This window comes from Streptomyces sp. NPDC085900 (assembly GCF_044540925.1).
In the GTDB taxonomy this organism is placed as follows: domain Bacteria; phylum Actinomycetota; class Actinomycetes; order Streptomycetales; family Streptomycetaceae; genus Streptomyces; species Streptomyces gilvifuscus.
The window spans coordinates 348,542-374,549 of the sequence record NZ_JBITSP010000005.1; the positions used below are offsets into that span (position 1 = coordinate 348,542).

The 26,008-nt window shown below is 71.4% G+C and carries 25 protein-coding genes; 18 read left to right on the forward strand and 7 right to left on the reverse strand.

Going from position 1 to position 26,008, the window contains the following annotated elements; all coding sequences use genetic code 11:
- The first annotated feature begins 71 nt into the window (after positions 1–71).
- The 3 genes from ACIGDI_RS20085 to ACIGDI_RS20095 are packed head-to-tail and all read left to right on the forward strand — an operon-like array spanning position 72 to position 2,526.
- Positions 72–875 (forward strand): alpha/beta fold hydrolase, encoded by an 804-nt coding sequence (locus ACIGDI_RS20085; protein WP_399898264.1) that lies wholly within the window; start codon positions 72–74, stop codon positions 873–875.
- Positions 875–2,191: a PP2C family protein-serine/threonine phosphatase gene (locus ACIGDI_RS20090; RefSeq protein WP_399898870.1), complete on the forward strand. Its 1,317-nt coding sequence runs from the start codon at positions 875–877 to the stop codon at positions 2,189–2,191. Before ACIGDI_RS20085 ends, ACIGDI_RS20090 begins: the two co-directional genes overlap by 1 nt.
- Entirely contained in the window at positions 2,188–2,526 is a 339-nt protein-coding gene (locus tag ACIGDI_RS20095; RefSeq protein WP_399898266.1) for an STAS domain-containing protein, read from the forward strand. The genes ACIGDI_RS20090 and ACIGDI_RS20095 overlap by 4 nt, the downstream gene beginning before the upstream one ends.
- Positions 2,527–2,588: 62 nt before the next feature.
- Here ACIGDI_RS20095 and ACIGDI_RS20100 read toward each other — a convergent pair whose 3' ends face one another.
- Complete coding sequence (locus tag ACIGDI_RS20100) at positions 2,589–3,416, reverse strand: helix-turn-helix domain-containing protein (protein ID WP_399898269.1); 828 nt, start codon at positions 3,414–3,416, stop codon at positions 2,589–2,591.
- Between the two features lie 113 nt (positions 3,417–3,529).
- Between ACIGDI_RS20100 and ACIGDI_RS20105 the strand changes: the two genes are divergently transcribed.
- Positions 3,530–4,306 (forward strand): alpha/beta fold hydrolase, encoded by a 777-nt coding sequence (locus ACIGDI_RS20105; RefSeq protein WP_399898271.1) that lies wholly within the window; start codon positions 3,530–3,532, stop codon positions 4,304–4,306.
- A 402-nt stretch (positions 4,307–4,708) separates the two neighbouring features.
- Complete coding sequence (locus tag ACIGDI_RS20110; protein WP_399898273.1) at positions 4,709–6,985, forward strand: catalase; 2,277 nt, start codon at positions 4,709–4,711, stop codon at positions 6,983–6,985.
- A gap of 72 nt (positions 6,986–7,057) precedes the next feature.
- Here the strand turns inward: ACIGDI_RS20110 and ACIGDI_RS20115 are convergent, their stop codons facing one another.
- Entirely contained in the window at positions 7,058–8,131 is a 1,074-nt protein-coding gene (locus tag ACIGDI_RS20115) for an alkene reductase (RefSeq protein WP_399898275.1), read from the reverse strand.
- Positions 8,132–8,248: 117 nt separating this feature from the next.
- Between ACIGDI_RS20115 and ACIGDI_RS20120 the strand changes: the two genes are divergently transcribed.
- Positions 8,249–8,626, forward strand: coding sequence for a MerR family transcriptional regulator (locus ACIGDI_RS20120; protein WP_399898277.1), 378 nt, complete (start codon positions 8,249–8,251; stop codon positions 8,624–8,626).
- Between the two features lie 18 nt (positions 8,627–8,644).
- Here ACIGDI_RS20120 and ACIGDI_RS20125 read toward each other — a convergent pair whose 3' ends face one another.
- Together ACIGDI_RS20125 and ACIGDI_RS20130 are read right to left on the reverse strand one after the other, a co-directional pair.
- The gene (locus ACIGDI_RS20125; protein ID WP_399898278.1) at positions 8,645–9,838 is read right to left on the reverse strand and encodes a hypothetical protein; all 1,194 of its coding nucleotides are present in this window, start codon (positions 9,836–9,838) and stop codon (positions 8,645–8,647) included.
- 650 nt (positions 9,839–10,488) lie between these two features.
- Entirely contained in the window at positions 10,489–10,923 is a 435-nt protein-coding gene (locus ACIGDI_RS20130; protein WP_399898872.1) for a MarR family transcriptional regulator, read from the reverse strand.
- Between the two features lie 185 nt (positions 10,924–11,108).
- Here ACIGDI_RS20130 and ACIGDI_RS20135 point away from each other — a divergent pair, with 185 nt between their 5' ends.
- The 7 genes from ACIGDI_RS20135 to ACIGDI_RS20165 all read left to right on the forward strand — a co-directional run bounded on the left by ACIGDI_RS20135 (position 11,109) and on the right by ACIGDI_RS20165 (position 17,089).
- The gene (locus tag ACIGDI_RS20135; protein WP_399898280.1) at positions 11,109–12,281 is read left to right on the forward strand and encodes a PP2C family protein-serine/threonine phosphatase; all 1,173 of its coding nucleotides are present in this window, start codon (positions 11,109–11,111) and stop codon (positions 12,279–12,281) included.
- 134 nt (positions 12,282–12,415) lie between these two features.
- Positions 12,416–13,315, forward strand: coding sequence for an STAS domain-containing protein (locus ACIGDI_RS20140; RefSeq protein ID WP_399898282.1), 900 nt, complete (start codon positions 12,416–12,418; stop codon positions 13,313–13,315).
- Complete coding sequence (locus ACIGDI_RS20145) at positions 13,312–13,731, forward strand: STAS domain-containing protein (RefSeq protein WP_399898284.1); 420 nt, start codon at positions 13,312–13,314, stop codon at positions 13,729–13,731. The genes ACIGDI_RS20140 and ACIGDI_RS20145 overlap by 4 nt, the downstream gene beginning before the upstream one ends.
- Entirely contained in the window at positions 13,731–14,174 is a 444-nt protein-coding gene (locus ACIGDI_RS20150) for an anti-sigma regulatory factor (protein ID WP_399898286.1), read from the forward strand. The genes ACIGDI_RS20145 and ACIGDI_RS20150 overlap by 1 nt, the downstream gene beginning before the upstream one ends.
- A complete protein-coding gene (locus tag ACIGDI_RS20155; RefSeq protein ID WP_399898288.1) occupies positions 14,171–15,244 on the forward strand; it encodes a SpoIIE family protein phosphatase in 1,074 nt (357 codons plus the stop codon). The genes ACIGDI_RS20150 and ACIGDI_RS20155 overlap by 4 nt, the downstream gene beginning before the upstream one ends.
- Positions 15,241–15,927 (forward strand): PP2C family protein-serine/threonine phosphatase, encoded by a 687-nt coding sequence (locus tag ACIGDI_RS20160; protein WP_399898290.1) that lies wholly within the window; start codon positions 15,241–15,243, stop codon positions 15,925–15,927. Before ACIGDI_RS20155 ends, ACIGDI_RS20160 begins: the two co-directional genes overlap by 4 nt.
- Positions 15,905–17,089, forward strand: coding sequence for a PP2C family protein-serine/threonine phosphatase (locus ACIGDI_RS20165; protein ID WP_399898291.1), 1,185 nt, complete (start codon positions 15,905–15,907; stop codon positions 17,087–17,089). Before ACIGDI_RS20160 ends, ACIGDI_RS20165 begins: the two co-directional genes overlap by 23 nt.
- Before the next feature lie 10 nt (positions 17,090–17,099).
- Here ACIGDI_RS20165 and ACIGDI_RS20170 read toward each other — a convergent pair whose 3' ends face one another.
- A complete protein-coding gene (locus ACIGDI_RS20170; RefSeq protein WP_399898292.1) occupies positions 17,100–17,603 on the reverse strand; it encodes a MarR family winged helix-turn-helix transcriptional regulator in 504 nt (167 codons plus the stop codon).
- A gap of 547 nt (positions 17,604–18,150) precedes the next feature.
- Between ACIGDI_RS20170 and ACIGDI_RS20175 the strand changes: the two genes are divergently transcribed.
- From ACIGDI_RS20175 to ACIGDI_RS20195, 5 genes are read left to right on the forward strand one after another with little or no spacing between them, the layout of a single operon-like run.
- Complete coding sequence (locus ACIGDI_RS20175; RefSeq protein WP_107056101.1) at positions 18,151–18,261, forward strand: keywimysin-related RiPP; 111 nt, start codon at positions 18,151–18,153, stop codon at positions 18,259–18,261.
- A gap of 26 nt (positions 18,262–18,287) precedes the next feature.
- A complete protein-coding gene (locus ACIGDI_RS20180; RefSeq protein ID WP_399898295.1) occupies positions 18,288–20,138 on the forward strand; it encodes a lasso peptide isopeptide bond-forming cyclase in 1,851 nt (616 codons plus the stop codon).
- Positions 20,139–20,184: 46 nt separating this feature from the next.
- Positions 20,185–20,439, forward strand: a complete 255-nt coding sequence (locus ACIGDI_RS20185; protein WP_399898297.1) for a lasso peptide biosynthesis PqqD family chaperone — start codon at positions 20,185–20,187, stop codon at positions 20,437–20,439.
- Complete coding sequence (locus ACIGDI_RS20190) at positions 20,436–20,873, forward strand: lasso peptide biosynthesis B2 protein (RefSeq protein WP_399898299.1); 438 nt, start codon at positions 20,436–20,438, stop codon at positions 20,871–20,873. Before ACIGDI_RS20185 ends, ACIGDI_RS20190 begins: the two co-directional genes overlap by 4 nt.
- On the forward strand, positions 20,870–22,687 hold the full coding sequence (locus ACIGDI_RS20195; protein WP_399898301.1) for an ABC transporter ATP-binding protein: 1,818 nt from the start codon (positions 20,870–20,872) through the stop codon (positions 22,685–22,687). The genes ACIGDI_RS20190 and ACIGDI_RS20195 overlap by 4 nt, the downstream gene beginning before the upstream one ends.
- Before the next feature lie 176 nt (positions 22,688–22,863).
- Here the strand turns inward: ACIGDI_RS20195 and pntB are convergent, their stop codons facing one another.
- Both pntB and ACIGDI_RS20205 read right to left on the reverse strand, forming a co-directional pair.
- Positions 22,864–24,330: a Re/Si-specific NAD(P)(+) transhydrogenase subunit beta gene (gene pntB, locus ACIGDI_RS20200; protein WP_399898303.1), complete on the reverse strand. Its 1,467-nt coding sequence runs from the start codon at positions 24,328–24,330 to the stop codon at positions 22,864–22,866.
- Between the two features lie 6 nt (positions 24,331–24,336).
- A complete protein-coding gene (locus ACIGDI_RS20205; protein WP_399898305.1) occupies positions 24,337–25,893 on the reverse strand; it encodes a Re/Si-specific NAD(P)(+) transhydrogenase subunit alpha in 1,557 nt (518 codons plus the stop codon).
- Positions 25,894–26,008 lie beyond the last annotated feature (115 nt).

The following is a 26,008-nucleotide window of genomic DNA, read 5'->3' on the forward strand; positions in this document are numbered from 1 at the left end:
GTAGGAGGCGGACCGTGGGCAGATTCGGTGTGGTGTGCAAGCACTGGCCAGGAGTTGAGAGACTGGCCGGCATGGACATCGCTCGCAGGAACAACGTCACCGTCACGGGCAACCCGGACGGGCGGACGGTCGTACTGGCCCACGGGTTCGGCTGCGACCAGAACATGTGGCGATTGACCGTGCCCGCGCTGGCCCGTGATCACCGGGTCGTGCTGTTCGACTACGTCGGCTCGGGCCGCTCGGAGCTGTCCGCCTTCGACCCGGACCGCTACACCTCCCTGGACGGCTACGCCCAGGACGTGGTGGAGGTATGTGAGTCACTCGACCTGCGTGATGCGGTGTTCGTCGGGCACTCGGTCAGCGCGATGATCGGCGTGCTTGCCGCCGACATGGCTCCCGAGCGGATCGGCGCACTCGTGATGGTCGCCCCGTCCCCGCGCTATATCGACGACGACGGCTACCGAGGCGGGTTCAGTGCACAGGACATCGAGGAGTTGCTGGAGTCCCTGGAGTCCAATTATCTCGGCTGGTCGGCCGTGATGGCTCCGGTGATCATGGGTAATCCGGAGCGCCCCGAGCTCGGCGAGGAGCTGCAGAACAGCTTCTGCGCCACCGATCCGGACATGGCGCGCGTCTTCGCCCGCACCACGTTCCTGTCCGACTCCCGCGACGACCTGAAGAAGGTGCGGGTGCCCACGCTGGTGCTGGAGTGCACCCACGACTCCATCGCACCCCGGCAGGTCGGGGCCTTCGTCCACGACGCTGTCCCCGGCTCGACGCTGGTCACGCTCGATGCCACCGGGCACTGCCCGCATCTCTCGGCGCCCGAGGCCACCAATCACGCGCTCTTGGAGTTCCTGGCGGCCCTGCGATGATGTGCCGTTCCGGGCAACAACCGGACCCCTCCGATCCCTGCGACCCCCAGGATTCCGACGACGAAGGAACAGCGAACGCGGCGTTCGCCGCACTGCTGGAGGACAGCGCCGAGGAACTGTACGAATCCGCGCCGTGCGGCTATCTGTCCACGCTGATGGACGGCACCGTCGCGAAGATCAACGCAACCCTCCTGGACTGGCTCGGCATGGCCCGTGACGCGGTGGTGGGCCGGATGCGGTTCACGGACCTGCTGACCGTGGGCGGCAGGCTGTACCACGAGACGCACTTCGCGCCGCTGCTGCAGATGCAGGGCGCGCTCAACGGCATCGCCCTGGAACTGAGAGACGCCGAGGGCCGGCGCATACCGGTCCTCGCCTCCTCGGTCGTCAAGTACGGCAGCATGGGCAAGCCGCTCCTGATCCGCACCACCCTCTTCGACGCCCGGGACCGCCGCGCCTACGAAGAGGAACTTCTGCGCCGCCGTATCGTCGCGGAAGAGGCCCGCCGACAGGCGGAGGCCGACCGCGCGCGGCTGCAGGACGCCCTCGCCGTGCTCCAGCGGTCGCTGCTGCCCGACACCCTCCCGCTCATCCCCGGCCTGGACTCGGCCGCGTACTACCACACCGCCTCGCCCGACCAGCTCGGCGGCGACTTCTACGACGTCTTCCCGGTGGACGGCAAACGCTTCGCCTTCTTCCTCGGCGACGTGTGCGGCAAGGGCCCCCAGGCCGCCGCTCTCACCTCGCTGACCCGCTACACCCTGCGGGCCGCCGCGCTGCACGAGCCCGACCCCGAAGCCGCCCTGACCACGCTGAACAAGGTGCTGCACGAGCGGTACGCGGCCGGCGGAGACCCGCGCTACTGCACCGCCATCTTCGGCATCCTCGAAATCGACGAGACCACAGGGCAGGTCTTCGTACAGCTGGCCTCGGGCGGCCACCCACCCGTGCTCGTCCTGCGCGCCGACGGCACGGCCCGGTACCTGCCGACCCCGGGCGGTCTCCTCGTCGGTGTCCTTCCCGAGGCCGGCTTCACCACGGCCACCACCACCCTCTGCCCCGGTGACACCCTCCTGCTCTACACCGACGGCCTGACCGAAGCCCGTACCGGCACCGACCGCTCCAGCCTCTACGGCGAAGACGCCCTGCTCACCTTCGCCACCCGCCACGCCGGAGCCCCCGCACACGACCTCGTCCAGGCCCTGACCGCGTTGCTCGACGGTTTCGGCGACGGACTGGACGACGACACCGCTCTGCTCGCTCTCGGTGTGCCCGCCCGCCCAGCCACCCCCCCGACGACAAGAAGTCACCCATGAACCCGCTGAAGATATCCGTCCGAGACGCCGGCACCGGTCCCGTCTGGGAGATCACCGGCGCGCTCGACTACACCACCGCCCCGGAACTGTGCGACCAGCTGACCACGCTCACTCTCCGGCCGGGCGAGCGCCTCGTCCTGGATCTGGCCGGCATGGACTTCTGCGACTCCAGCGGCATCACCGCCCTCATCACCGCGCACAACCACACCCACGCCGCGCAGGCCGACCTGGCGCTCGCCGCGGTTCCCCCGAACACGGTGCGCGTCCTGCGCATGGTCGGCCTCGACCAGGTCATCCCCCTCTATCCCGACACCGACGCCGCCACCCGGCGATGAGCCTCAGAGCGGTCGCGCGGCTGTAGCGGCGGTCTTCGCGTCGTTCTCCCGGGTGGGCATCCTCACCGCGCGGTCATCGCGGCCTGCCACGCACCCGGTCGCAGGCCTGTCGCCTTGGTGAAGAACACCGAGAAGTTGGACGCGTCGGGGAAGCCGAGTGCGGCGGCGCAGCGGGCCGCGGTGAGGCGGTCGTGCGCGAGGAGCCTTTTGGCTTCGAGGATGATCCGGTCGACGATGTACGCCTTCGCCGTGCGGCCGGTGACCTGCTGCACCGCTCGTGACAGGGTGCGGGGCGCGTATCCGAGAGCGCGTGCGTAGTAGCCGGCGTCGTGATGCTCCCGGAAGTGCGCTTCGACGGCGGCCCGGAACATCTGGAACAACGGCTGTGCGAACCGTGCCTCGGTGTGCGGTGGCCGGAGCCGGGCGATGAGCGCGGAGACAAGGATCTCGGGCAGCTCCGTCAGCAGGTCCGCCGGTGGTGCGGATGCCTCCAGGAGGAGGTGGCCGCGCGCGGCGTCGACGAACGGCCAGTCGGCGTCGGGAACGCGCCAGTGTGCGGCCAGGTCCGGAGAGGCGACGAGCTGCCGGGTGGCGTGGGTGACCGGCGCGGTCGGCACGAACAGCACGAGGTGCCCCGCCACGTCCGCGATGTCGTTCCACCGGTGAACCGCCCCGGGAGGGATCCACACCGCCGACCGCTCCTCCAGAGGGTGTTGGAGGAAGTCCACCGTGACGCAACCCCGCCCGCCGTCGACGACGGCGAGGACATGGAAGTCGGCACGTTGCGTGCCGCCGTCGTTGAGCTCGCGAAGGCGGTCGAAGGCCATCGTCTCGACCGTGGCGGCATGACGCCCGGGAGGCTGATAGGTCATCTGCCGGATCACGGTCATGTGTCCAGTTTCCACCATCGGTCGACCAGTCATGCCGATGCCCGGCCCCGGTGCAGAAGCTTCAATGAACACACAGGCCAAACGCCCACCGCGGACTGACTGGGAGAGCCACGATGAACACCATGCAGCAGACACCCCTGCCCACTTACGACCATCGGCCGGGAAACGGACCGACGCTGGTGTTCCTGCACTACTGGGGTGGTTCCGCCCGCACCTGGGACCTCGTCGTCGACCGCCTTCCGGGCCGTGACGTGCTCACGGTCGACTTCCGCGGGTGGGGCCGTTCGCGCGGTATGTCCGGCCCGTACACGCTGCGCCGCCTCGCCGACGACACGCTCGCGGTGATCGCCGACGCGGGGGTCACCGACCACGTCCTGGTCGGGCACTCGATGGGCGGCAAGGTCGCGCAGATGGCCGCGGCGACCCGGCCCGCCGGCCTGCGTGGCATCGTCCTCGTCGGTTCCGGTCCGGCGAGGCCCGCCGCGCAGATCACTCCCGAGTACCGGGAAGCTCTGTCCCACGCCTACGACTCCGACGAGTCCGTCGCCGGGGCCCGGGACCACGTTCTCACCGCGACCGAACTGCCCCCGGCCGTCAAGGCGCAGATCCTGACCGACTCGCGCGCCGGCGCCGTCGCGGCCCGGACCGAGTGGCCGCTGCGCGGCATCGCGGAGGACATCACCGAGCACACCCGCATGGTCAGCGTTCCCGCTCTCGTCGTCGCCGGAGAGAACGACCGTGTCGAACCCGTCGACGTGCTCCGCGACAACCTGGTGCCCTTCCTCTCCCAGGCCGACTTCACGGTGATCCCGAACACCGGTCATCTGATTCCGCTCGAAGCACCGGGCGACCTCGTCGACGCCATCACGGCCTTCGCACCCGCGACCTGACCACCCCCGCTGCCCGAACGGACCCGGCAGGCGGCCACCGTCACGTCCCGACTGGCCGGTCTTCGCCCTCCTCCGGCTCTTGCGTGCAATCGGCACCTTTCCGCATGCCTTGAGTCCCGTCACCGGGGTACGCAGTCGTGGCGGTGGCCCCATCGGGCGCGCGACGAAGGGAGCGACATGGTGCCGAACCGAATTCGACCTGTGCCGTCCGAACGGTTCACTCCCCTGGCACGCGCCCGGTGTGCGAGTGATCGCGCCGTGAGACGTTGACAGACGAGGGCCCGATATCGGCGGATTCGGGCATGTTTCGCCCATCGAGGCGCACCCGCCAGTCCTGAGTGACCCCGACATGCGTGGCCACGGTGACCGTGGCCGGTCCAGAGCAGAGGAATCGGTACATCGATGAGTCAGCCCAACCCCCTCAAGCGGGCAGCCGAGAAAGTCACCGAAGCCGTCCAGGGCGGCGACACCGGGCCGGAGGACGGGATCCCGGGGAAGCCGGGTCCCGAGTCCCCGTCGGTCGCCGAGCCGACCGAACCCCGGGAGCCGCTCCCGCCGAAGCCGGACCAGAGCGGCCCGGAGACCATGTCGCCGACGGGGCAGCCGACCGGTGACGCCCAGGCGCGCGTGGCCCAGTCCGGGGCGTACCTGACCGACGCCCAGGGCACCCGCCTGTACGACACCGACCACTCCCTCAAGGCCGGGCCGCGCGGGCCGGTCCTGCTTCAGGACCACCACCTGCGCGAGAAGGTCATGCACTTCGACCACGAGCGCATCCCGGAGCGCGTGGTCCACGCCCGCGGCGCCGCGGCACACGGCATCTTCCGCAGCTACGGCACCGCGGCGTCCGTGACGAAGGCGGCGTTCCTGGCCAGGGACGTGGAGACACCGGTCTTCGTACGGTTCTCCACGGTGCTGGGGTCCCGGGGCTCGGCCGACACCGTGCGGGACACGCGGGGCTTCGCGACGAAGTTCTACACCGACGAGGGTGTCTTCGACCTGGTCGGCAACAACATGCCCGTCTTCTTCATCCAGGACGCCATCAAGTTCCCGGACGTCATCCACGCCGGCAAGCCGCACCCGGACCGGGAGATCCCGCAGGCCCAGAGCGCGCACGACACCTTCTGGGACTTCGTCACCCTGCACACCGAGGCAGCCCACCACACCCTGTGGAACATGTCCGACCGGGGCATCCCGCGCTCGTACCGGATGATGGAGGGCTTCGGCGTCCACACCTTCCGCCTGGTGGCCGCCGACGGCGCCACGACGCTGGTGAAGTTCCACTGGAAGCCGAAGCTGGGCGTGCACTCCCTGGTCTGGGAGGAGGCGCAGATCGCGAGCGGCGTCGATCCCGACTTCCACCGCCGCGACCTCGCCGACGCCATCGAGGCAGGTGCCTACCCCGAGTGGGAACTGGGCATCCAGACCTTCCCCGACACCCCGGAGCAGACCTTCGAGGGCATCGACCTGCTGGACCCGACGAACCTGGTGCCCGAGGAACTCGCCCCCGTGCAGCCGGTCGGGCTGCTGACGCTCAACCGCAACCCGTCGAACTACTTCGCCGAGACCGAGCAGGTCGCCTTCCACGTCGGCCACCTCGTCCCGGGCGTCGACATCACCGACGACCCGCTGCTCGCCGGGCGGCTGTTCTCCTACCTGGACACCCAGATCACCCGCCTGGGCGGCCCCAACTTCCCGCAGCTGCCGATCAACCGTCCGCACTCACCCGTCAACGACATGCTGCGCGACGGCATGCACCAGACGGCCGTGCACCGGGGCGTGGCACCGTACCGTCCCAACTCCCTAGACGGCGGCTGCCCGTTCACGGCGGGCGCGGACGCGGGTGCGTTCGTCGAGGCTCCGGTGCGCGTGCCGGAGGCGACGAAGGTGCGCGAGGCCCCCGAGTCGTTCGCCGACCACTTCAGCCAGCCGCGCCGGTTCTGGCTGAGCATGAGCCCGGTGGAGCGCGAGCACATCATCGCGGCCTACACCTTCGAGCTCAACAAGTGCTACGAGCAGGCCGTCAAGGAGCGTGCGCTGCAGGTTCTGGCCAACATCGACCCCGAGTTGTGCGAAAGCGTCGCGGAGGGCCTCGGCCTGCCGGCGCCGAAGGCGAGCGTGCCGCTGGCGGAGGTCGAGCCGAGCCCGGCGCTCTCCCAGGTCGGCCACACCTGGCCGGCGGACGGTCGCGTCGTCGGCATCGTGACCGGTCCGGACGGGGATCTGGACGCCGTACAGGCGCTGCGGGAGGCGATCCTCGGCGCTGGGATGGTCCCTCTGGTGGTCGCGCCCAAGGGCGGCATCCTGGGCTCGGGCGACGCCGCGGTGACGGTCCAGCGGACGTTCGCCACCGCGCGGTCCGTCGAGTTCGACGCCCTGCTGGTGGCCGGACTGCCCGGGGTCGGCGGTGACGCGTTCGGCGCCCGTGACGTGAAGGCCCAGCCCTCGGGCGCGGCTGTCGCCGCGACCGATCCCCGGGTCGGCCTGCTGCTGTCGGAGGCGTTCCGGCACGGCAAGGCGATCGGTGCCTGGGCCGGCGGCGAGAACGCCCTCGACGCGGCCGGGGTTCCCGGTGACGCGCCGGGAGTCGTGGTCGCCGACAGTGGGACGGCCGTGCTGGAGCAGGTGCAGGAGCTGATGGGCTCCCACCGCGTGTGGGAACGGTTCATCGCCGCTTGACCGGTGTCCACCGGGGCCGGGCGGGAGCGACTTCCGCCCGGCCCCGGTGGCCGCCACACCCGGCGGACGGACTCAGGCCGTGTGCTGGTACGACGGGTAGGTCAGGTAGCCCGCGTCGCCGCCCTGGTAGTACGTGGCTTCGTCGACCGGGGCGATCGGGACGCCGGTGCGCAGGCGCTCGACGAGGTCGGGGTTGGCGATGAACGCCCGGCCGAAACTGATGAGTTCGGCGCCCAGTTCCAGCCAGCGGTCGGCGTCGGTACGGCCCGTCTGCTTGGGGCCCATGGGAAGCACCGGGTTGACGATGAGGGTGCCCGGCCAGGTGCGGCGCAGGCCGAGCAGTACGTCGTCGTCGGCGGTGGCCTCCAGGTGGACGTAGGCCACGTCCAGCCGGGCGAGTTCGGTGAGCAGCGCGTTGTAGAGCTCGGGTACGTCGCTCTCCTCGATCCCCCAGAACGTCCCGCCCGGCGAGAGGCGGATGCCCGTCCGGGCCCCGCCGACGGCGTCGACGGTGGCGGCAACTGCCTCGACGGCGAACCGGATCCGGTTGGTGACCGAGCCGCCGTAGCGGTCCGTGCGCAGATTGGCGTTGGAGGAGAGGAACTGCGAGATCAAGTAGCCGTTGGCGCCGTGCAGTTCCACGCCGTCGAAACCCGCGTCGACCGCGCGCAGGGCCGCCTCGGCGTACGACCGGGCCTGTTCGGGCACCTCGGCACTCTCCAGCGCACGGGGCACCGGTGCGGGTTGCGGGCCGGTCGGGGTGAACACCTCGCCGACGGCGGCCACCGCCGAGGGTGCGACCGGCTGCGATCCGGTCGTGTCCGGGTGCGAGACGCGGCCGCTGTGCATGAGCTGGGCGAAGATCCGTCCGCCGTTGGTGTGCACGGCGGCGGTCACCGGCCGCCAGGCGGCGACCTGTTCGCCGGTGTGCAGTCCCGGCGTGCCGGGACTCGACTGCCCGAGGAGACTCGGCTGCACGCCCTCACTCACGATCAGCCCGGCCGTCGCCCGCTGGGCGTAGTACGTCGCCATCGACGCCGTGGCCAGCCCGCCGGCGGCAGCACGGACTCGGGTCATCGGGGCCATCACCACCCGGTTGGGCAGTGTCAGGTCGCCGAGACGGTAACTGTCGAAAAGGGTCGTCACTTCATGGCTCCATCAAGGTCCGCCGTGCCCGGATCTCGGGCACGGCGTTACGCTAAAACCTCACATGGATGTCAGGGGCAAGGCAGTGTGGCCGAGGTCACAGCCGGGAGGTCGACAGTGCGCATCGGCGAACTCGCGTCACGTACGGGGGTCAGCATCAGGTCCCTGCGCTACTACGAGGAGCAGGGGCTGCTCCGCAGCTCGCGTAGTGTCAGCGGTCAGCGGCACTACACCGAGGAGGAGGTCGACAGGGTCGCGTTCATCCAACGGCTGTACGCGGCAGGCCTGTCCAGCCGCACCATCGCCGAACTGCTGCCGTGCGTCGACCTGCCCAGCGAGGAGCACTCCGACGCCGCGCTGGAGCGGATGGCACAGGAACGCGACCGGCTCTCCGAGCACATCACCGACCTCGTCCGCACACGGGACGCGCTCGACGAGGTGATGGCCAGGGCCCGGCAGCACCGCGAGACCCTGCGCACCGCCATCACCGGGTGACCATCCCCGCACGCCGCCCTATCGGGCCGCGTGCGGTACCCACACGGCAGCGTGGAACGGACCGTTGGCCGCGCCCGGGACGGTCGGTGGAAGTGCCGCACTGCCCGCGACGACACCGTGGCCGTTGACCTGCGCCGCGGCGGAGTTGAGGCCGCCGAGGGAGGTCAGGTAGGTGAAGTCGCCGGTGTCGACGCGGGCGACGAAGGCGAACGCGTTGGGGGCGAAGTTGTCGCCGACCACGACGTCCCGGACGATCTGCCTGACCTCGGTCACCCCACGCCCGGACCCGATCGTTCTGATCTCGTGCGTCCTGAGGTCGTACGAGCTGGAGAGCAGACTGTCGCCGCCGACCACGGTGTCCCCGCTGATCAGCTGCGCGGTGAGGAACCGCGGCCCGAGATCCGTACGGGCACCCGTGCGAAGGTCGTAGGCGTAACCGGCCAAGGCGTTCCCGGCCGTTCGGGACTGACCGACCACGGTGGAACCGCTGATGTCGTTGGCTGTGCTGGAACTTCCGCCGAGGGTGCCGAGATCGGTCATCGTCCCGGTGCGCAGGCTGTACGCGAACCCGTGCGTCGTGGAGCCGGGGCTGCCCGGCAGGGACGAACTGCCCACGACGGTCCCACCGTTGACGGCCGCCGCGCTGCTGCGACCCGACGGGCCGGCCAGGCTGTCCAGATCGGTCATGGTCCGGGTGCGCAGGCTGTAGGCGAAGGCGTGGCTGACCGTGTCGCCGGGCAGTGACGACGTGCCCACCACGGTGTCGCCGTCGAGTCCCGTGATGTGGGTGCCGCTCCCGCCGAGAGTGCCGATGTCGACCATCCGCCGGGTCCGCAGGTCGTAGACGAATCCATGAGCCGGGCCGTCCGGCGAGAGGTCCGACTGCCCGACGACGTGGTTCCCCTCCACGCCGGTCGCCCGGCTGGAGTCCCCCAGTGTGCCGAGGTCGGTCATGGCATGCGTGCGCAGGTCGTACGCGAAGGCGTGCTCCGCGGCATCGCCGCTGGTCGACGACCCCCCGACAACCATCTTGCCGTCGATCGCGGTGGCCTCGCTGCGGGTACCGCCCAGCGTGCCGAGATCGCGCACGGTGTACTGCACGGCCCCCGCCACCGGTTCGGCCGACGCCGAGCCGACCCCGTATGCCGGACCGACCCCGACGGCAAGCAGCCCCGCACCCACCAGAGACCACACACGAAGACGTCTGCGCACGATTCCCCCCTGAACCGATCAGCGACGAGTGCCGCACGCGTCGGCGGCCCTCCGCGTCCTCACCGGACACGCATGCACGGCCTTCACTTGTACAACAGCCCCGAACAACCAAACAGCGCATGACCGGCCACAAATGGGACACACGGCGCGGGGGCCCAACATTCCCTGGAATTGGTTGGGTTAGGACCGCCGATGCGGGGCAAGCGCGTGAAGAGAGGTTGCGGCACCCCCCCGCCGCAGACCTCGCAGCGGCGGTTCTTGCGGACACACGGTACGAGAGGCTCCCCCACCTCGACTCCTCCGCAAGGACCGCCGCTCTGGCGACAGCCGGGTGCGAACCCCTCCGACCGGCGCGTCGCGCGTTTCTTCCCCGGTCACTGTCAGTCATGCGCCATGGCGCATTCGAGAGACAAACCGCACATCCACCGCAGAAATCCGCCGCCTCGGGGTAACCGATAGCGAGTAGGGGCCACGAGACCGACTGTTGCCGTTTGACAATAATGGTCGCGAGGCAACAAAGTGACCGTGGCGGAAGTACGCGGGGAAGGATCTGGAATGCTCCGGTGGACGGAGACCGCTCCGTGTGCTGGTCACCCTTGTCGCGAGGTGATGAAGACACCTGGGGCGCGAGTGGTGGCTCAGCCGATCGCTCAGGCGGTCCGGCTGCGGGTGTCGGACGTGTCGCCGTGTATCTGCGCCGCCGCGGCATCGCAGAACGCCTCAAGCCCCTCCAGCAGGGCGATCCGCTTGGCGGTGGGCATATCCGCCAGGACCGCCTGCAACTCCCTCTCCCTGCGGGCCCGCAGGTCGGCGAGGAACGCGCGCCCCCGGCTGCTGAGGTGCAGCCGCACCTCACGCCTGTCCTCCGAGCTCACCACCCGCTCGACGAATCCGGCGGCCACGAGCCGGTCGCACAGCCGGCTGGTGGACGGCGGGGTCGACGCCAGGGACTCGGCGAGCGAGCGCAGGTTGATGCCGTCGTGGTGCTCAAGGATGTGCAGGACGCGCAGCTGGGACGCGGAGGTGGGTGCGGTCGAGGCCCGGCCCCACACCACTTCCAGCAACTCGGCGGCCGTGGTGGTCACACGCGCGACCTCGTCGGGCTCGGTGCGGCGGCGGAAGGCAGTCACGATCACACTCTCGCAGGCACTGGGATGCCTGTCAGCGTACTAGGCCCGACCGCGGGCCACAGCTCACCAGGGCGATCGACGCGGCTCCCACGGGAGCGACGCCGCGCGATGCCCGGGGAAAGATAGGTGCATTTTCCATCATGAAGAGATTCGTAGCCGTTGAGCGCGCCCTGCGCACAGCGGCTCCCCACGCACTGCTGGACGCCGTCCGCGCCGTACTGATCGAGCAGTACGGCGCCCAGGACGTCGAGCTGTTCATGGCCGACTACAGCCTCACCGTGCTGCAGCCGGTGTCGGTGCTGCCGCACACCCTGGAACCGGTGTCCGTGCACAGCAGCCCGACCGGCCGGGCCTTCGGCTCGCAGGAGCCGTACCGCGAGCAGCTGCGGGACGGGCGGGTGCGCCTGCATCTGCCGGTCAGCGTCCGCGGCGACCGGCTCGGCGTTCTGTCGGTGACCCTGTCCGAGAGTGACGCGACGCCCGAGTGGGAGTCCGAGCTGGCCGAGGTCGCCAACGTGCTGGGCTACCAGGTGATCGTCGCCGAGCGCGACACCGACGTGTACCTCCAGGCCCGGCGCAAGGACCGGCTGACGCTGGCCGCCGAGATGCAGTGGCAGCTCCTGCCCGGCCGCTCCTGCTCGCGCCCCGAGTACGACCTGGGCGCCCAACTGGAGCCCGCCTACGCGATCTTCGGCGACAACTTCGACTGGTCCAGCACCGTCGACCATCTGATGCTGTACGTCACCAACGGGATGGGCGAGGGCATAGAGGCGTCTTTGCTGACGAACCTCGCCATCAACGCTCTGCGCAACGCCCGGCGGGCCGGCCTCTCCATCGCCGACCAGGCGGCCCTGGCCGACCAGGCCGTCTACGCCCACTACCAGGGGCGCTGCTATCTGTCCGTCTTGATGTTCGACTTCGATCTGGCCAACGGCCGCGCGCGCGTGGTGGACGCGGGCTCGCCTCAGCTGCTGAGGCTGCGCGCCGGCGCGGTGGAACGCGTCACCTTCGACGCTCAGCTGCCGCTGGGCATGTTCGAAGAGACCGACTACGTGGCGCAGGACTTCGACGTCGAACCCGGCGACCGGCTCGTGTTCGTCAGCGACGGTGTCCACGCGGTCGCCGATCCCCAGGGCGAGGCCTACGGGGAGACCGCCCTGGCGCGGGCCATCCAGGCCACCCGGCTGCTGCCCGCGGCCGAAGTGCCGCGCGCCATCCTGCGCGAGCTGACCGGCCACCGCGGGGCGGCCCTGGCGAAGGACGACGCGCTGGTCGTTTGCCTGGACTGGCGCGGCCGGACACCGGAACGGTGACCGGCGGGCCCGCCCGACGGGCGGCGAGCGGTTGTTGGTCCACGACACCCCCTCGCGCTAATGTTTGTCATGCGGCAATAATTGCCTGATGGCCTGCCGACCGGCGGGCCGCAGCGCCCGGCAGCAGGGAGACGATGCAGGTGGCGGAGCACGACACGGCCCTCGAGGCGGCCAAGGATCTGGGCGCCTTCCTGGAACGGCGCCGTGAGCAGATCGCCCAGCGCTGGGCGGACGCCGCCCTGTTCCGCACGGTCTTCACCGTCTCCCGGGACGAGGCGGTCGAGGCGTGCAAGGCCGTGGTGGACGCGCTCGCCGACGTGGCCCGTTCCGGACGGCTGGAGGACGTCGCCGCTCCCGGCTTCGACACCGTGCGCGACCAGCTCGGCCGGATGTCCACCTCCCGCGCTCAGGCCGGATTCGGCTCGGTGCACATCGACGGCGAGGTCGTCGGTCTGCGCGAGCCGGTGACCGCCGTGCTGCGCGCCGAGTCCGCCGACGCGACGGACCCGGACGTCCACGCCCGCACGCTCGCCTTGACCATCCTGATGGGCACGCTCCGCCTGGTGGTGATGGACACGACCGTGCACGCGGGCCAGGAGCTGATCGCCCGCCAGCGCCAGCAGTTGCTGGAGGTGGCGACGCCGGTCATCAAACTGTGGGAGGGCATCGTCGCCGTTCCCCTGATCGGCACCCTGGACAGCGCCCGCAGCCAGGTCGTCATGGAGAGTCTGCTGGAAGCCATCGTGGACCAGCGGGCCTCCTACGCCATCCTCGACATCACCGGCGTGCCGACGGTCGACTCGCTCGTCGCCCAGCACCTGATGAAGACGGTCGCCGCGGCACGGCTGATGGGCGCGGACTGCATCGTCTCCGGCATCCGCCCCGCCATCGCCCAGACCATCGTCCACCTCGGTATCGACCTCGGATCCATCCTCACGCGGGCCACGCTCGCCGACGCCCTGGCCCACGCCCTCGGCCGACAGGACGCCGTCGCCCCCGCACGGCCCGTCGCCGCAGGAGCGAGCCCGCGGTGACCGGCTTCTCCGCCGCCCGTCCGGCGCCGGTGCCCGTACTGGCGCTGGGAGACATCCTGCTGGTCACCCTGCAGGGGGACCTGCACGACGGAGCGGCCGAGCAACTCCAGCACGACATCACGCACCGCATCGCCTCCAGCCCTGCGCGGGTGGGCGGCGTCGTGATCGACATCTCCGGCGTGGAGATCGTCGACTCCTTCCTCGGACGCATCCTGGCCGAGATCGCCGCGAACGCGCGCCTGCTGGCCGCACGGACCGTCCTGGCCGGCATGCGCCCGGCCGTGGCCATCACCCTGGTCGAGCTGGGCCTGACCCTTCCCGGTCTGGTCACCACCCTGAACGCCGAGGACGCCCTGGCCCTGCTGGGCCGCACGTCCTCCGCCGCCCCGCCCTCTCACCCGGAAGAGGGTGCGTGATGCATGCTCGAACCGCCTCGACCTCCCGCCTGCCCATCACCTCTGACGCCGACCTGGCCTGGGTCCGGCAACACGTGCGCCAGGCCGCTGCCGAAGCGGGCTTCAACCTCGTCCAGCAGACGAAACTGGTGACCGCGACCAGCGAACTGGCCCGCAACACCCTCGTCCACGGCGGCGGCGGCCACATGGAGGCGACAGCGCTCAGGGAAGGCGTGGCCCGCGGACTCCGTCTGTCGTTCGTCGACAGCGGCCCCGGCATCCGGGACCCGGAGCAGGCCATGACCGACGGCTACAGCACCGGCGGCGGCCTGGGCATGGGCCTGAGCGGCGCCAAGCGGCTGGTGCAGGAGTTCACGCTCGAAAGCCGCCCCGGGCACGGCACCACCGTCACCATCACCGACTGGGTCTCCGGCGTGCCCTCCCCCCGGAGGGGTGCGCCATGACCAGGGTGTGGGACATCCCGGTCCAGGACAGCACCAGGATCCGGGATGTACGCGTCGCCGCCGAGGCCGCCTGCACCCACGCGGGACTGGACCCGCACGCCACCGCGGTCGCCGCCCTGGTGGCCACCGAACTGGCGAGCAACCTGGTCAAACACGCCGTCGGTGGCCGCATCCTCATCAACCTGGCCGGCCCCGCGGACACCCTCGCGCCCGACGTGACCGGTGTGCAGATCACCTCGCTCGATCACGGGCCGGGCATCGGGAACGTCCCGGCCGCGCTGCGCGACGGTCACTCCACCGCCCCGTCCTCCCTCGGCGCGGGCCTGGGCACCTGCCTGCGCGTCGCCCACGCCTTCGACCTGCACAGCCGCCCGGGACAGGGCACCGTCGCGGTGGCGAGGATCGGCCGGGCGCGGGTACCGGGCAGCGCCCACGCCGAGCCGCACCGCCCTCTTACGGGCGTCCGGGCCGGAGGGGTCACGACCGCCCTGGCCCATGCCGAGCACTCCGGTGACGCCTTCGGCCGGGTACGTTCCGGCTCGCGGGTCACGCTGCTGCTCTCGGACGGACTCGGCCACGGGGACAAGGCCGCCGAGGCGTCCAACGCAGCGATCGAGGGCCTGGGCCGCTGCGCGGACCTGCCCCCGGCCAAGATCCTGCGGCACCTGCACACCGCGCTGCGCGACACCCGGGGCGCGGCCGTCGGCGTCGCGCAACTCGACGAGGAGACCGGCCGGTTGTCGTTCGCGGGCGTCGGCAACATCGGCGCCAGACTGCGCACCGACGCCACCTGGCAGCCTCTGCTGTCCCATCCGGGCATCGTCGGAGCGCACTTCCCCGCCACCGTGCCGGTGCAGGAGAACGCCTGGCGGCCGGACAGCCTGCTCGTCCTGCACAGCGACGGGCTGCCCAGCCGCTGGGTGCCGCCGAGCGAACCCCGGCTGGGCGACCACGACCCGGCCGTGGTGGCCGCGGTCGTCCTCAGGGACGCCGGGAGCGCCGCCCGGCCCCTGCGGGACGACGCCAGCGTGGCCGTACTCGCTCCGCGACCGCCGGACGGACGTGCATGACCGAGGCCACGGACATATGGAGGATCGCTTCGGCCGCCGACGCGGCCCGGGCGCGTGCGGCCGTCGACCGCATCACCACCGACGGCGGAGCACCGGCACTGCGGCGAGTCCGCTTCCTCACCGCGCTGACGGCACGGCTGCGCCACCGCCTCGGCCGGGGGATGATCGCCCGCTTCCGGCCGGGAGATCCGCAGGTGCTCTGGGCATCGGCCGGCCACCCGCCCGCCGTCGTGCGCGACGTCCACGGCGCCGTGCGTGTCCTGGACGCCAAGCCCGGTGTGATGCTCGGCATCCCCCTGCCCTGCGTGTACCCGGACCATCGGGCCGACCTGCCCGCCGACTCCACCCTGGTGCTGTACACCGACGGCCTGGTCGAACGGCGGGGCGAGGGCATCGACACCGGGATCGGGCGTCTCTGCCACGCCCTGGAAGCGGTGAGCACGTCCGAGCTGGAACAGGACCCGGACGCCGCGGCCGACACCGTGCTCAAACCCCTCCTGCACGACTCCGAACGCGCCGACGACGTCTGCCTGCTGCTGTGCCACACGGTGAAGCCCCCCGCGCCGAACCGGCACGCCGGGGCGGACCGGTCCCCCGTCCAACACGAACCCCCTGGGAACCGGCCCTCTCGCGGTAGCGTGGAGGTCACCAGGCGAGAGGGTGAATGCCGTGAACGCACCTGAACCGCTGCCCTCGGCGGAAGCCCTGCTGCGGGCCGCCCCGCCGCACGCGCTGTTCGCCACCGCCCGCCGTCTGCTCGCCGAGCGGGTGGGCGCCCAGGAGGTGACCCTGCTGCTGGCCGACTACGGCCTGACCGTCCTGCAGCCGGTCACCCACCTGCCGCACACCGACGCGCCCGTTCCGACCGACGAGGGGCCCGCGGGCAGCGCCTTCGTCACCCAGAAGCCGGTCGTCGAAGTCCTGCACGAGTCGTCCGGCCATCTGGTGCACCTGCCCATCACCGTGCGCGGCGACCGCCTGGGCGTCCTCTCCGTCCGGCTGCCCGCGCAGACCGTCGCCCCGGACACCGTGCTCCAGCTCGGCGACTTCGCCACGGCACTGGGCCACGAGGTCGCCACCGCCGGCCGAGACACCGACCTCTACCTCCAGGCCCGCCGCACCCGGCGCCTCACCCTCGCCGCCGAGATGCAGTGGCAACTCCTGCCAGGCCGGGGCTGCGCCCGCCGGGAGTACATCATCGGCGCCCACCTCGAACCCGCCTACGCCATCGGCGGCGACAACTTCGACTGGTCCACCAGCGCCGACCACCTCACCCTCACCGTCACCGACGGCATGGGCCAGGGCATCGACGCCTCCCTGCTCACCAGTCTCACGGTCAGCGCCCTGCGCAACGCCCGCCGCGCCGGCATAAGCCTCGCCGACCAGGCGGCCCTGGCCGACCAGGCCGTCTTCTCCCAGTACGGCGGCAAGGCCTACGCCTCCACGCTGTTGCTGCACTTCGACCTGGACACCGGCGTCGTGCACGCCGTGGACGCGGGCTCCCCCCAGCTGTTCCGCCAGCGCGGCGGCCACCCCGAGCGCATCGAACTCGACGCCCAACTGCCGCTCGGCATGTTCGAGGAGACTCTCTACGAGGAGCAGACCTTCCAGGTGGAGCCCGGCGACCGGCTCATCGTCGTCAGCAGCGGTGTGCACGGCACCCGCTCCGCGGCAGGCGACCTCTTCGGCGAACGGGTCCTGCGCCAGGTCCTGGGCGCCACCCGCAGCGCGGAGCCGCACGAGGCGGCACGCGCGGTCGTCGCCGGGCTGATCGAGCACTACGGCAGCAAGGACCTGCTCTCCGACGCCGCCGTGGTGTGTCTCGACTGGAACGGCCGCCGCTGATCCCTGCGCGTCACAGGCCGGGACCGCCGGCTTCCTTGTCGACACCCTCCTGAGCGCTCCGGAACGCGCGCAGCCCCCTGCTCAGCGCCGCCCGCTCGTCGGGCGTCATCGCCTTGAGAGCCGCGGCGAGCGCCTGCGCCCTGCGCGTGGCCACTTCGTCGAGCACCTGCCGGCCGCGCGCCGTGAGGACCAGCTGCACCTCGCGCCGCTTGAGCGGATGCAGCATGCGCTCCAGCAGACCGGCCGCTTCCAGCCGGTCGCACAGGCGGCTGGCCGTCGGCAGCCCTATGTCCATACCCTCGGCCAACGCCGTGAGATTGAGTCCCGGCTCCGCCTCCAGGATCCGCAGGGCCCGCAACTGGTGCGGCGAGAGCCTCAGGCTGGCTCCCTGAGCGGCCACCGACCAAAGATGTGCCAGACCGTCGACGGCATCGGCGATCTCCAGCGCAGCAGACAGGGGCTCAGCACCCCGTCCGCTCGTCTGGTCGTCCCCCGAGCCACTGAGACGAGTCACGCACACATCACTTTCAGTAATTTCCTGGTTATACGGATTCCATCCTCATTCAGACGCGGTACCCGAAGAACCGTCGAACAAGCACATCCCCGGCGGTGCCACTCCAGCGGACCATTCCATCCGCACACGGTCTTCATACCGCCTCCTCCGCTCCCCGTGTCGAGCCTGCCGGACCGACTCGGCTCCACCGAGCGAATGCGCACGGAAGCGGGGCGAGCGCCGGGCGCCGCCCGCTCGCGCCGGACAGCCGGCCCATGCGACCCACGAGGCGATCCAGCCGCCGGACGGCACGCGCGAAAACGATTATTCGGACGTCCCCAAAACCTCGGCACAGAGGGGCACGGCTGCGGGAGCGGGCCGTGATGCGAGGGAGCGCACAACCCCGGGCGCCCGGAGTTTGCACATTATCCGACCTTTGCTCAGGCCCTTGCCCGATCCTGGCCCGACGCAGCCAACTGGGTGCCAAGGCCGCTTCCCGGCCGGGCTCCCGACGGGCCTGGCCGCAGTGAAGGGAAGCGGTCGGGAAATCGGCATGTGAGGAGTAGTCATGAAGAAGGCCTACGAGGCTCCGACGCTCGTCCGGCTCGGCACCTTCCGCAAGGAGACCGGGCTCCTCGGGCGCGCCGGCAACGACCGGCTGATCCTGAGCAAGAACTGACGGGCGACGGTCCTTGACCCGACGTCATGACTGAACTGCACGAAAGTGCGGGGACGGGCCCCGGCGACGCGCACTTCGCGGTCTTCACCGACCGTGCGGACGCGGCCGCCGTGGCCCGCTCCTTCGCCCGCCACGGAAGCCGGACGCTGGCGCACGCGTCGGGCCGGCCCTGGTTGGTCGGCCACTGGCACGACGACGAGGTCCGCACGGCCCACGTCGGCGACGCCTCCGTCGCCGTGGTCGGCTGCTGCCCGATCGACGTCGGCGAACTCAGGCGCCGTACCGCACGGTTACGTGATCTCGCCGAGCTCGGACAACTGGCCCGCTCCCTCCCCGGCAGCTTCCATCTCGTGGCCGCCCTCGACGGGCGGACCAGGGTGCAGGGCACCGCCTCCGGACTGCGGCTGGTCTTCCACGCGGAGATCGACGGCGTACGGGTGGCAGCGACGCGGGCCGACACGCTCGCCGATGCCCTGGGGCTCGCACCCGACGTGGAGGAACTGGCCGTCAGGCTGCTGTGGCCGGCGCCGTACCCGCTGTTCGAGAGGTCGATGTGGCGTGGGATCACCGCCGTACCGCCGGAGGACGCCCTGGTCGTCGGCGCGGACGGGCGCACCGTACGGCACACCCGGTGGTGGACGCCGCCGGAGCCGGTCCGGCCCCTCGAGGAAGCCGCCCCCCTGATTCGCCAGGCACTGGAAGAGGCCGTCGCGGCACGTACCCGTCAGGGCGGCGTGGTGAGCAGCGACCTGTCCGGCGGACTGGACTCCACCTCGGTCTGCTTCCTGGCCGACCGCTCCCCCGCCCGCGTGGTGGCCGGCACCTGGCCGGGACGCGATCCTGCGGACACCGACCTCCAGTGGGCCCAGCGGGCGATGAGACACCTCCCGGACGTCGAGCACGTCGTGTGGGACGCCGATGCCTCACCACTGGTCTACGACGACCTGCTGGGCATCGACGACCTGCTCGACGAACCCACCATCGGCGTCATGGACCGCTCCCGGGTCCTGCACCACCTGCCCGACCTCGCCGCACGCGGCAGCCGGCTGCACCTGACCGGCATCGGCGGCGACCATGTCGCGTGGTGCTCCGAGGCCTACTACCACCGGCTGCTGCGCACCAGCCCGCTGCTCGCGTTGCGGCAGTTGCGGGGGTTCCGCGCGCTGTGGCAATGGCCCCTCGGCGGCACGGTCCGCGCGCTCGCCGACTCACGGCCGTACGGCGCGTGGCTCGCCGACGCCGCCCGTCGGCTGCGCGACCCCTCGCCCGCGCCCGTCGCGACGGCTCTCGGCTGGGGTATGGCCCCGCGCCTGTTCGACTGGGTGACTCCGCGGGCCGAGCACATGGCCCGCCGGGCGCTGCTCGAGGCCGCGCGCACGGCTTCGCCTCTGCACCCGGACCGTGGAGTGCACGCGGACCTCGAACAGATCCGCTCGTGCACCCGCGTCATCCGCCAGTGGGACCGGATGGCCGCCCGCGCCGGCCTGCCGATGGCCTCTCCCTTCCTCGACGACCGCGTCATCGAGGCATGTCTCGCCGTGCGTCCGGGTGAACGCGTCTCGCCGTGGCGCTACAAGCCCGTCCTGAGCGCCGCCATGCGCGGGATCGTGCCCGAGGAGTGCCTGCGGCGCAGCAACAAGGCGACCGCCTCCATGGACGCCGCCAACGGGCTGCGCGACCACCGGGCCGATCTGCTGGCCCTGTGGGAGGACTCGCGGCTGGAGGAGCTGGGCCTGGTGGACGGCGCCGCGCTGCGACGGCTCGCTCTGCGGCCCGCCTCCCATGGGCTCTCCCAGGCCGTCCTCTACTCCACCATCGCCGCCGAGGTGTGGCTGCGAGGACTCGCCCGCGCCCGCAGCCCTCTCCCACAGCCCTGAGCCCGTCGACCGCCAGTCATGTCGGACACGTCAGAAAGGCCTTTGCATGCCCCTGCGGTTCAGCGACAACGTCTCCACGGCCGAGACCGACTACGGCACCGTACTGCTGGATGAACGGGCCGGTGCCTACTGGGAGTTGAACCCCACGGCCACCCTGGTGGTACGGACGCTGCTGGACGGGGGTGAGGAGACGGACGCGGCCGCGGCCCTGACCAGGGAGTTCGACATCGACCAGGCGCAGGCCGTGCGGGACGTCGCAACGCTCGTACAGGAGCTGCGCAGTTCGGGGCTGGCGTCATGACGACACCCAGCGCGCTCGAGCGCCCCGGCGCCGTCCCGCTCTCCCGGCGCCTGGCCGCCCGCCTCGTCCTGTTGCCCGCCGTCGCCCTGGCCCTGCTGCCGCCCCGCCGTATCCGCACCGTCCTCGGCATCCTGCGTCGCGGCGCCAGACCCGCCACCGCCGCCCGGGCCCAGGACGCGCGCGACGCCATGTGCGCCGCCAGCCTGCACTGTGCGGGCCCGAAGGGATGCCTGCCGCGCTCCCTGGGGGCCGCTCTGCTGTGCCGGCTCGGCGGAACGTGGCCGACCTGGTGCACCGGGGTACGCGTCGTGCCGCCGTTCACCGCGCACGCCTGGATCGAGGCGGAAGGACATCCCGTGGGAGAGGGGGTGCCGGAGGGGTATTTCGCCCGGCTGGTGGCCGTCGGCCCGGTCTCACGCTCGACGGACCGATGACCGGCACGCCGGCCCGGCCCGCCGGTGGGGCTGACGTGCCCCTCGGTGACAGGTCCACCCTGGCGGCGGTGGCGACGATGTACCGGTTGACAGCCGGACACCGCGGCGCCATAGCCGTGGCCACCGTGCTGACTCTCGTGGGCTCCGGGCTGGGACTGGCCCAGCCCCTGGTCGCCAGGCAGGTCGTGGACGCGACCGGCCGTGGCCATGTGATCTGGCCGTCGCTGGTGCTCCTCGGCGCGCTGTTCCTCGTCGAGGCGGCGTCCGGAGCCGGCGGGCGTTTCCTCCTGGAGCGGATGGGCGAAGGGGTCGTACGGCAGTTGCGCCACAGTCTGGTCGGGCGGCTGCTGCGGCTGGAGATGAGGGAGTACGACCGGCACCGTGGCGGCGACCTCATCTCCCGGGTGACGGCCGACACCACCCTGCTCCGCGAGGTCGTTTCGCAGGCCCTGGTGGACCTGGTGACGGGAAGCCTCGTCGCGGCCGGGGCGATCGTCCTCATGGCGTGGCTCGATCTTCTGCTGCTGCTTCTGGTCGCCGCCACCGTGGCAGCGGCCGCCGTGATCGTCGCCTCGCTGCTCGCGGGGATCAGAAGCGCGTCCGAGCACATGCAGAACTCGGTCGGCGCCATCGCCGCCGATCTGGAACGCGCCCTCGGTTCGCTGCCGATGGTCCGCGTGCACCGCGCCGAGGAACGCGAGGCGGCCGGCGTCGGTGCCCGCGTCGACGCCGCGTACGGCGCCGGGGTACGCACGGCGAAACTCGCCTCCGTCATGAGTTCCGCCGTCGAACTCGCCGTCCAGGGCTCCTTCCTCATCGTCCTGGTCGTCGGCGGCCTGCGTGTGAGCGGCCATTCCGGTTCCCTCGGCGACCTCGTCGCCTTCCTGCTGTACGCCTCCTACCTGGTCCTGCCGCTGTCCTCCGTCTTCCACGCCGTAGGGCTGGTCCAGCGCGGGATGGGCGCCTACCGGCGCATCGACGAGGCGCTCCGCCTGCCGGTGGAGCCGGCCGGCCTCCCCGCATCCGCACGCCGGCCGGCCGGGCCGCCCGTCACGGGCGAGCATCCCGCCCTCGCCCTGCACGACGTCCACTTCGCCTACGACCCGCGGCGGCCGGTCCTGCGGGGTGTCACGTTCGCCGTCCCGCACCGGCGGTTCGTGGCACTGGTCGGCCCGTCCGGCGCCGGCAAGAGCACCGTCTTCGCGCTGGTGGCGAGGTTCTACGAGCCGGATGCGGGCGCCGTGCTGTTCGACGGGAGGCCCGCGGCCGAACTGACGCGTGCGGCATGCCGTAGCGGCATCGCCGTCGTCGACCAGAACTCCCACGTCGTCCACGGCACTTTGCGCGACAACATCGCCTACGCCGTGCCGGAGGCCACGGAAGAGGAGCTACGGCGTGTCATCGAACTGGCCAGGCTCGAAGAGGTCGTCGACCGGCTGCCCGGCGGGCTGTCCGCCGTCGTCGGCGAACGCGGCAGCACCCTCTCCGGCGGCGAGCGTCAGCGCATCGCCCTCGCCCGTGCCCTGCTGGTCCGGCCGTCGCTGCTCCTGCTGGACGAGCCGACCTCCCACCTCGACTCGATCAACGAGTCTGCGCTCACGACGGTCATGAAGGATGTCGCCCAGGAGTGCGCCCTGCTGGTCATCGCCCACCGTCTGTCCACCGTCCAGCACGCGGACCGGATCGTGGTGATGCGGGAGGGCCGCACCGTCGCCGCCGGACGCCACGAGGAGTTGCTCACCCGCAGCGCCCTCTACCGCGAGCTGGCGGCGAGTCAGATGCTCCGGCCGGGCGGCGACGCGATCCCGGGCTGACGCGAGGAGTGCCACGACGTCACGACGCACGGTCGCCCCGGCCCGGTGGGAGCGTGGCCGAGGTCGGGACGGGGGCATCGCCCCGCGCCCCGGGGCGGTGTCGGCGTACCGCTCGCCGCACGGATGAGCCGGCGACCGCGCCTCCCGTGCCGGGAGGCGCGGCAGGAAACGGTCCGTCAGTGGCTGGGCACCGTCGCCTGGCGGGTGGTCGGAGCCGCTTCGTGCCGGCCGTCGGTGCCGAGCGCCTGCAGGATCTCCTCGACGCTCTGTTTCGCGTCGCCGAAGAGCATGCTGCTGTTCTCGCGGAAGAACAGGGGGTTCTGCACGCCCGCGTAGCCGGATGCCATGGAGCGCTTGAAGACGACGACCTGCTCGGCCTCCCAGACCCGCAGCACCGGCATGCCGGCGATCGGGCTGCCGGGGTCGTCGGTCGCGGCCGGGTTGACGGTGTCGTTGGCGCCGATGACCAGGACGACCGAGGTGTCGGCGAAGTCGTCGTTGATCTCGTCCATCTCCAGGACGATGTCGTAGGGCACCTTCGCCTCGGCGAGCAGCACGTTCATGTGCCCGGGCAGCCGCCCGGCGACGGGGTGGACGCCGAAGCGGACCTCGACGCCCCGCTCGCGCAGCCTCCGCGTCAGCTCCGCGACGGGGTGCTGGGCCTGAGCGACGGCCATGCCGTAGCCCGGCGTGATGATCACCGAGCGGGCCTGGGCCAGCATCTCGGCCGCCTCCGCGGCCCGCACCTCACGGTGCTCGCCGTGCTCCTCCTCGCCGCCGGACGGTGCCTCGATGCCGAAACCGCCCGCGATGACGGAGAGGAAGGACCGGTTCATCGCCTTGCACATGATGTACGACAGGTAGGCACCGGAGGAGCCCACCAGCGCTCCGGTGACGATGAGCAGGTTGTTGTCCAGCAGGAAGCCGGCCGCGGCCGCCGCCCATCCCGAGTAGCTGTTCAGCATGGAGACGACGACCGGCATGTCGCCGCCGCCGATCGAGGCGACCAGGTGCCAGCCGAGCGCCAGCGCCAGCGCGGTCACCGCGATCATCAGGGGCAGGCTCGGGCTGATGGTGAACCAGGCGGTCAACGCGACGAAGGCCGCGAGCGCGCCGATGTTCAGCGCGTTCTTGCCCGGCAGCATCAGGGGACGGGACTTGATGCGTGCCGAGAGCTTCAGGAACGCGACGATCGAGCCGGTGAAAGTGACCGCGCCGATGAAGATGCCGATGAACACCTCGGCGTGGTGGATGCCCAGCAGGTCGGCGCCGACCTCGGTCTGCCCCGATCCGTGGGACTCCACCTCCAGGTAGCTGTTCCAGCCCACCAGCACCGCGGCGAGGCCGACGAAGCTGTGCAGGACGGCGATCAGTTCGGGCATCTGCGTCATCTCGACGCGGCGGGCCCGCCACAGGCCCACCGCCGCGCCGAGCGCCATCGCCAGCACGATCAGCGCGACCGCTCCGGCGGTGATGCTCTGCGCCGCCACGATCACGGTGGCGACCAGGGCGAGGGCCATGCCGGCGATGCCGTAGACGACGCCGGCGCGGGAGGTGCGGTGCTGGGAGAGGCCGGCCAGGCTCAGGATGAACAGCAGGGCGGCGACCAGGTCGGCCGCGTGGGAGGCCGTCAGGGAGGTCATCTCGGCTCAGCCTTTCGAGAACATGGACAGCATGCGGCGGGTGACGGCGAAGCCTCCGAAGATGTTGACGCTCGTCAGCAGGATCGCCACGAAGGACAGCGTGGTGACGATCCAGCTCTCGTGGCCGATCTGCAGCAGGGCGCCGATCACGACGATCCCGGAGATCGCGTTGGTCACCGACATCAGCGGGGTGTGCAGCGCGTGGTGCACCTTGCCGATGACGTAGTAGCCGATCACCACCGCCAGCGCGAACACCGTGAAGTTCCCGGCGAGTTGAGCGGGTGCGAAGGCCACCAGCAGGAACATCGCGAGCATGCCGAGCCCGATCAGGCCGAAGCGCCGCGCGGGCGTCAGGGCGGACCGCTTGGGTTCGGGCGCTTCGGGGGCGGCCGCGGGCTGCGCGGCGGGGGCGGCGGAGACCGCGACGGGCGGCGGAGGCCAGGTGACGTCGCCGTCGCGTACGACGGTCACCGCCCGCTGCACGACGTCGTCGAAGTCGATCGTCAGCTGCCCGTCCTTGTCGGGGGTGAGCAGCTTCAGCAGGTTCACCAGGTTGGTGCCGAACAGCTGGGAGGCCTGGGCGGGGAGCCGGGAGGCCAGGTCGGTGTAGCCGATGATGGTGACGCCGTTGTCGGTGACGACCGTCCGGCCCGGCACGGTGCCCTCGACGTTGCCGCCCATCGCGGCGGCCATGTCGACGACGACGCTGCCCGGCTTCATCGCGGCCACGTCCTCGGCCGTCAGCAGGCGCGGCGCCGGACGGCCCGGGATCAGCGCCGTGGTGATGACGATGTCCACGTCCTTGGCCTGCTCGTGGTAGAGCTCGGCGGCGGCGCGGTCGTAGTCCGCGGAGGTTGCCTTGGCGTAGCCGTCGGTGCTCGCCTCCTGATCGACGTTCACCGGCAGGTACTCGCCGCCCAGCGACTTCACCTGGTCGGCGACCTCCGGCCGCGGGTCGGTGGCGCGTACCACCGCGCCCAGGCTGGAGGCGGCGCCGATCGCCGCGAGGCCGGCCACGCCCGCGCCGGCCACGAGCACCTTGGCAGGGGGCACCTTGCCGGCCGCGGTGACCTGGCCGGTGAAGAACCGTCCGAAAACGTGCGCGGCCTCGATGACCGCGCGGTAGCCGGCGATGTTCGCCATCGACGACAGCACGTCCATCGACTGAGCGCGCGAGATGCGCGGCACCGCATCGAGCGCCAGGGCGGTCACCCCGGCGTCCGCGAGCGCCCGGAGCAGTTCGGGCTTCTGCGCCGGGCTCAACAGGGCGATCACGGTGGCGTCCCTGCGCAGCCGGTGGATCTCGGCGTCGGAGGGGGCGTTCACCTTCAGGACGACGTCCGCGTCCCAGGCCTCGCCGATCCCCGCGCCGGCTTCGGCATAGGCGTGGTCGTCGAAGCCGGAGGCCTCGCCGGCCCCGGACTCGACGACGACCTCGTAGCCGAGGCCCAGCAGCAGTCGTACCGTCGCCGGGGTCGCCGCGACCCGCGTCTCCCCGGAGACGGACTCGGCCACGACGCCGACGCGGCGCGGGGGATGGTGTGAGCGTTCTTGAGCAGACATGTCCTGTATCTCTCGTCAAGGGAGGGTGCGAAAGGGAGATCTGCGCTCGGGGGGTTACGACGTCCTGCCCCGTGATCGCTGGAACCTAACCCGTCGGACGAGCACCGGCCAACGT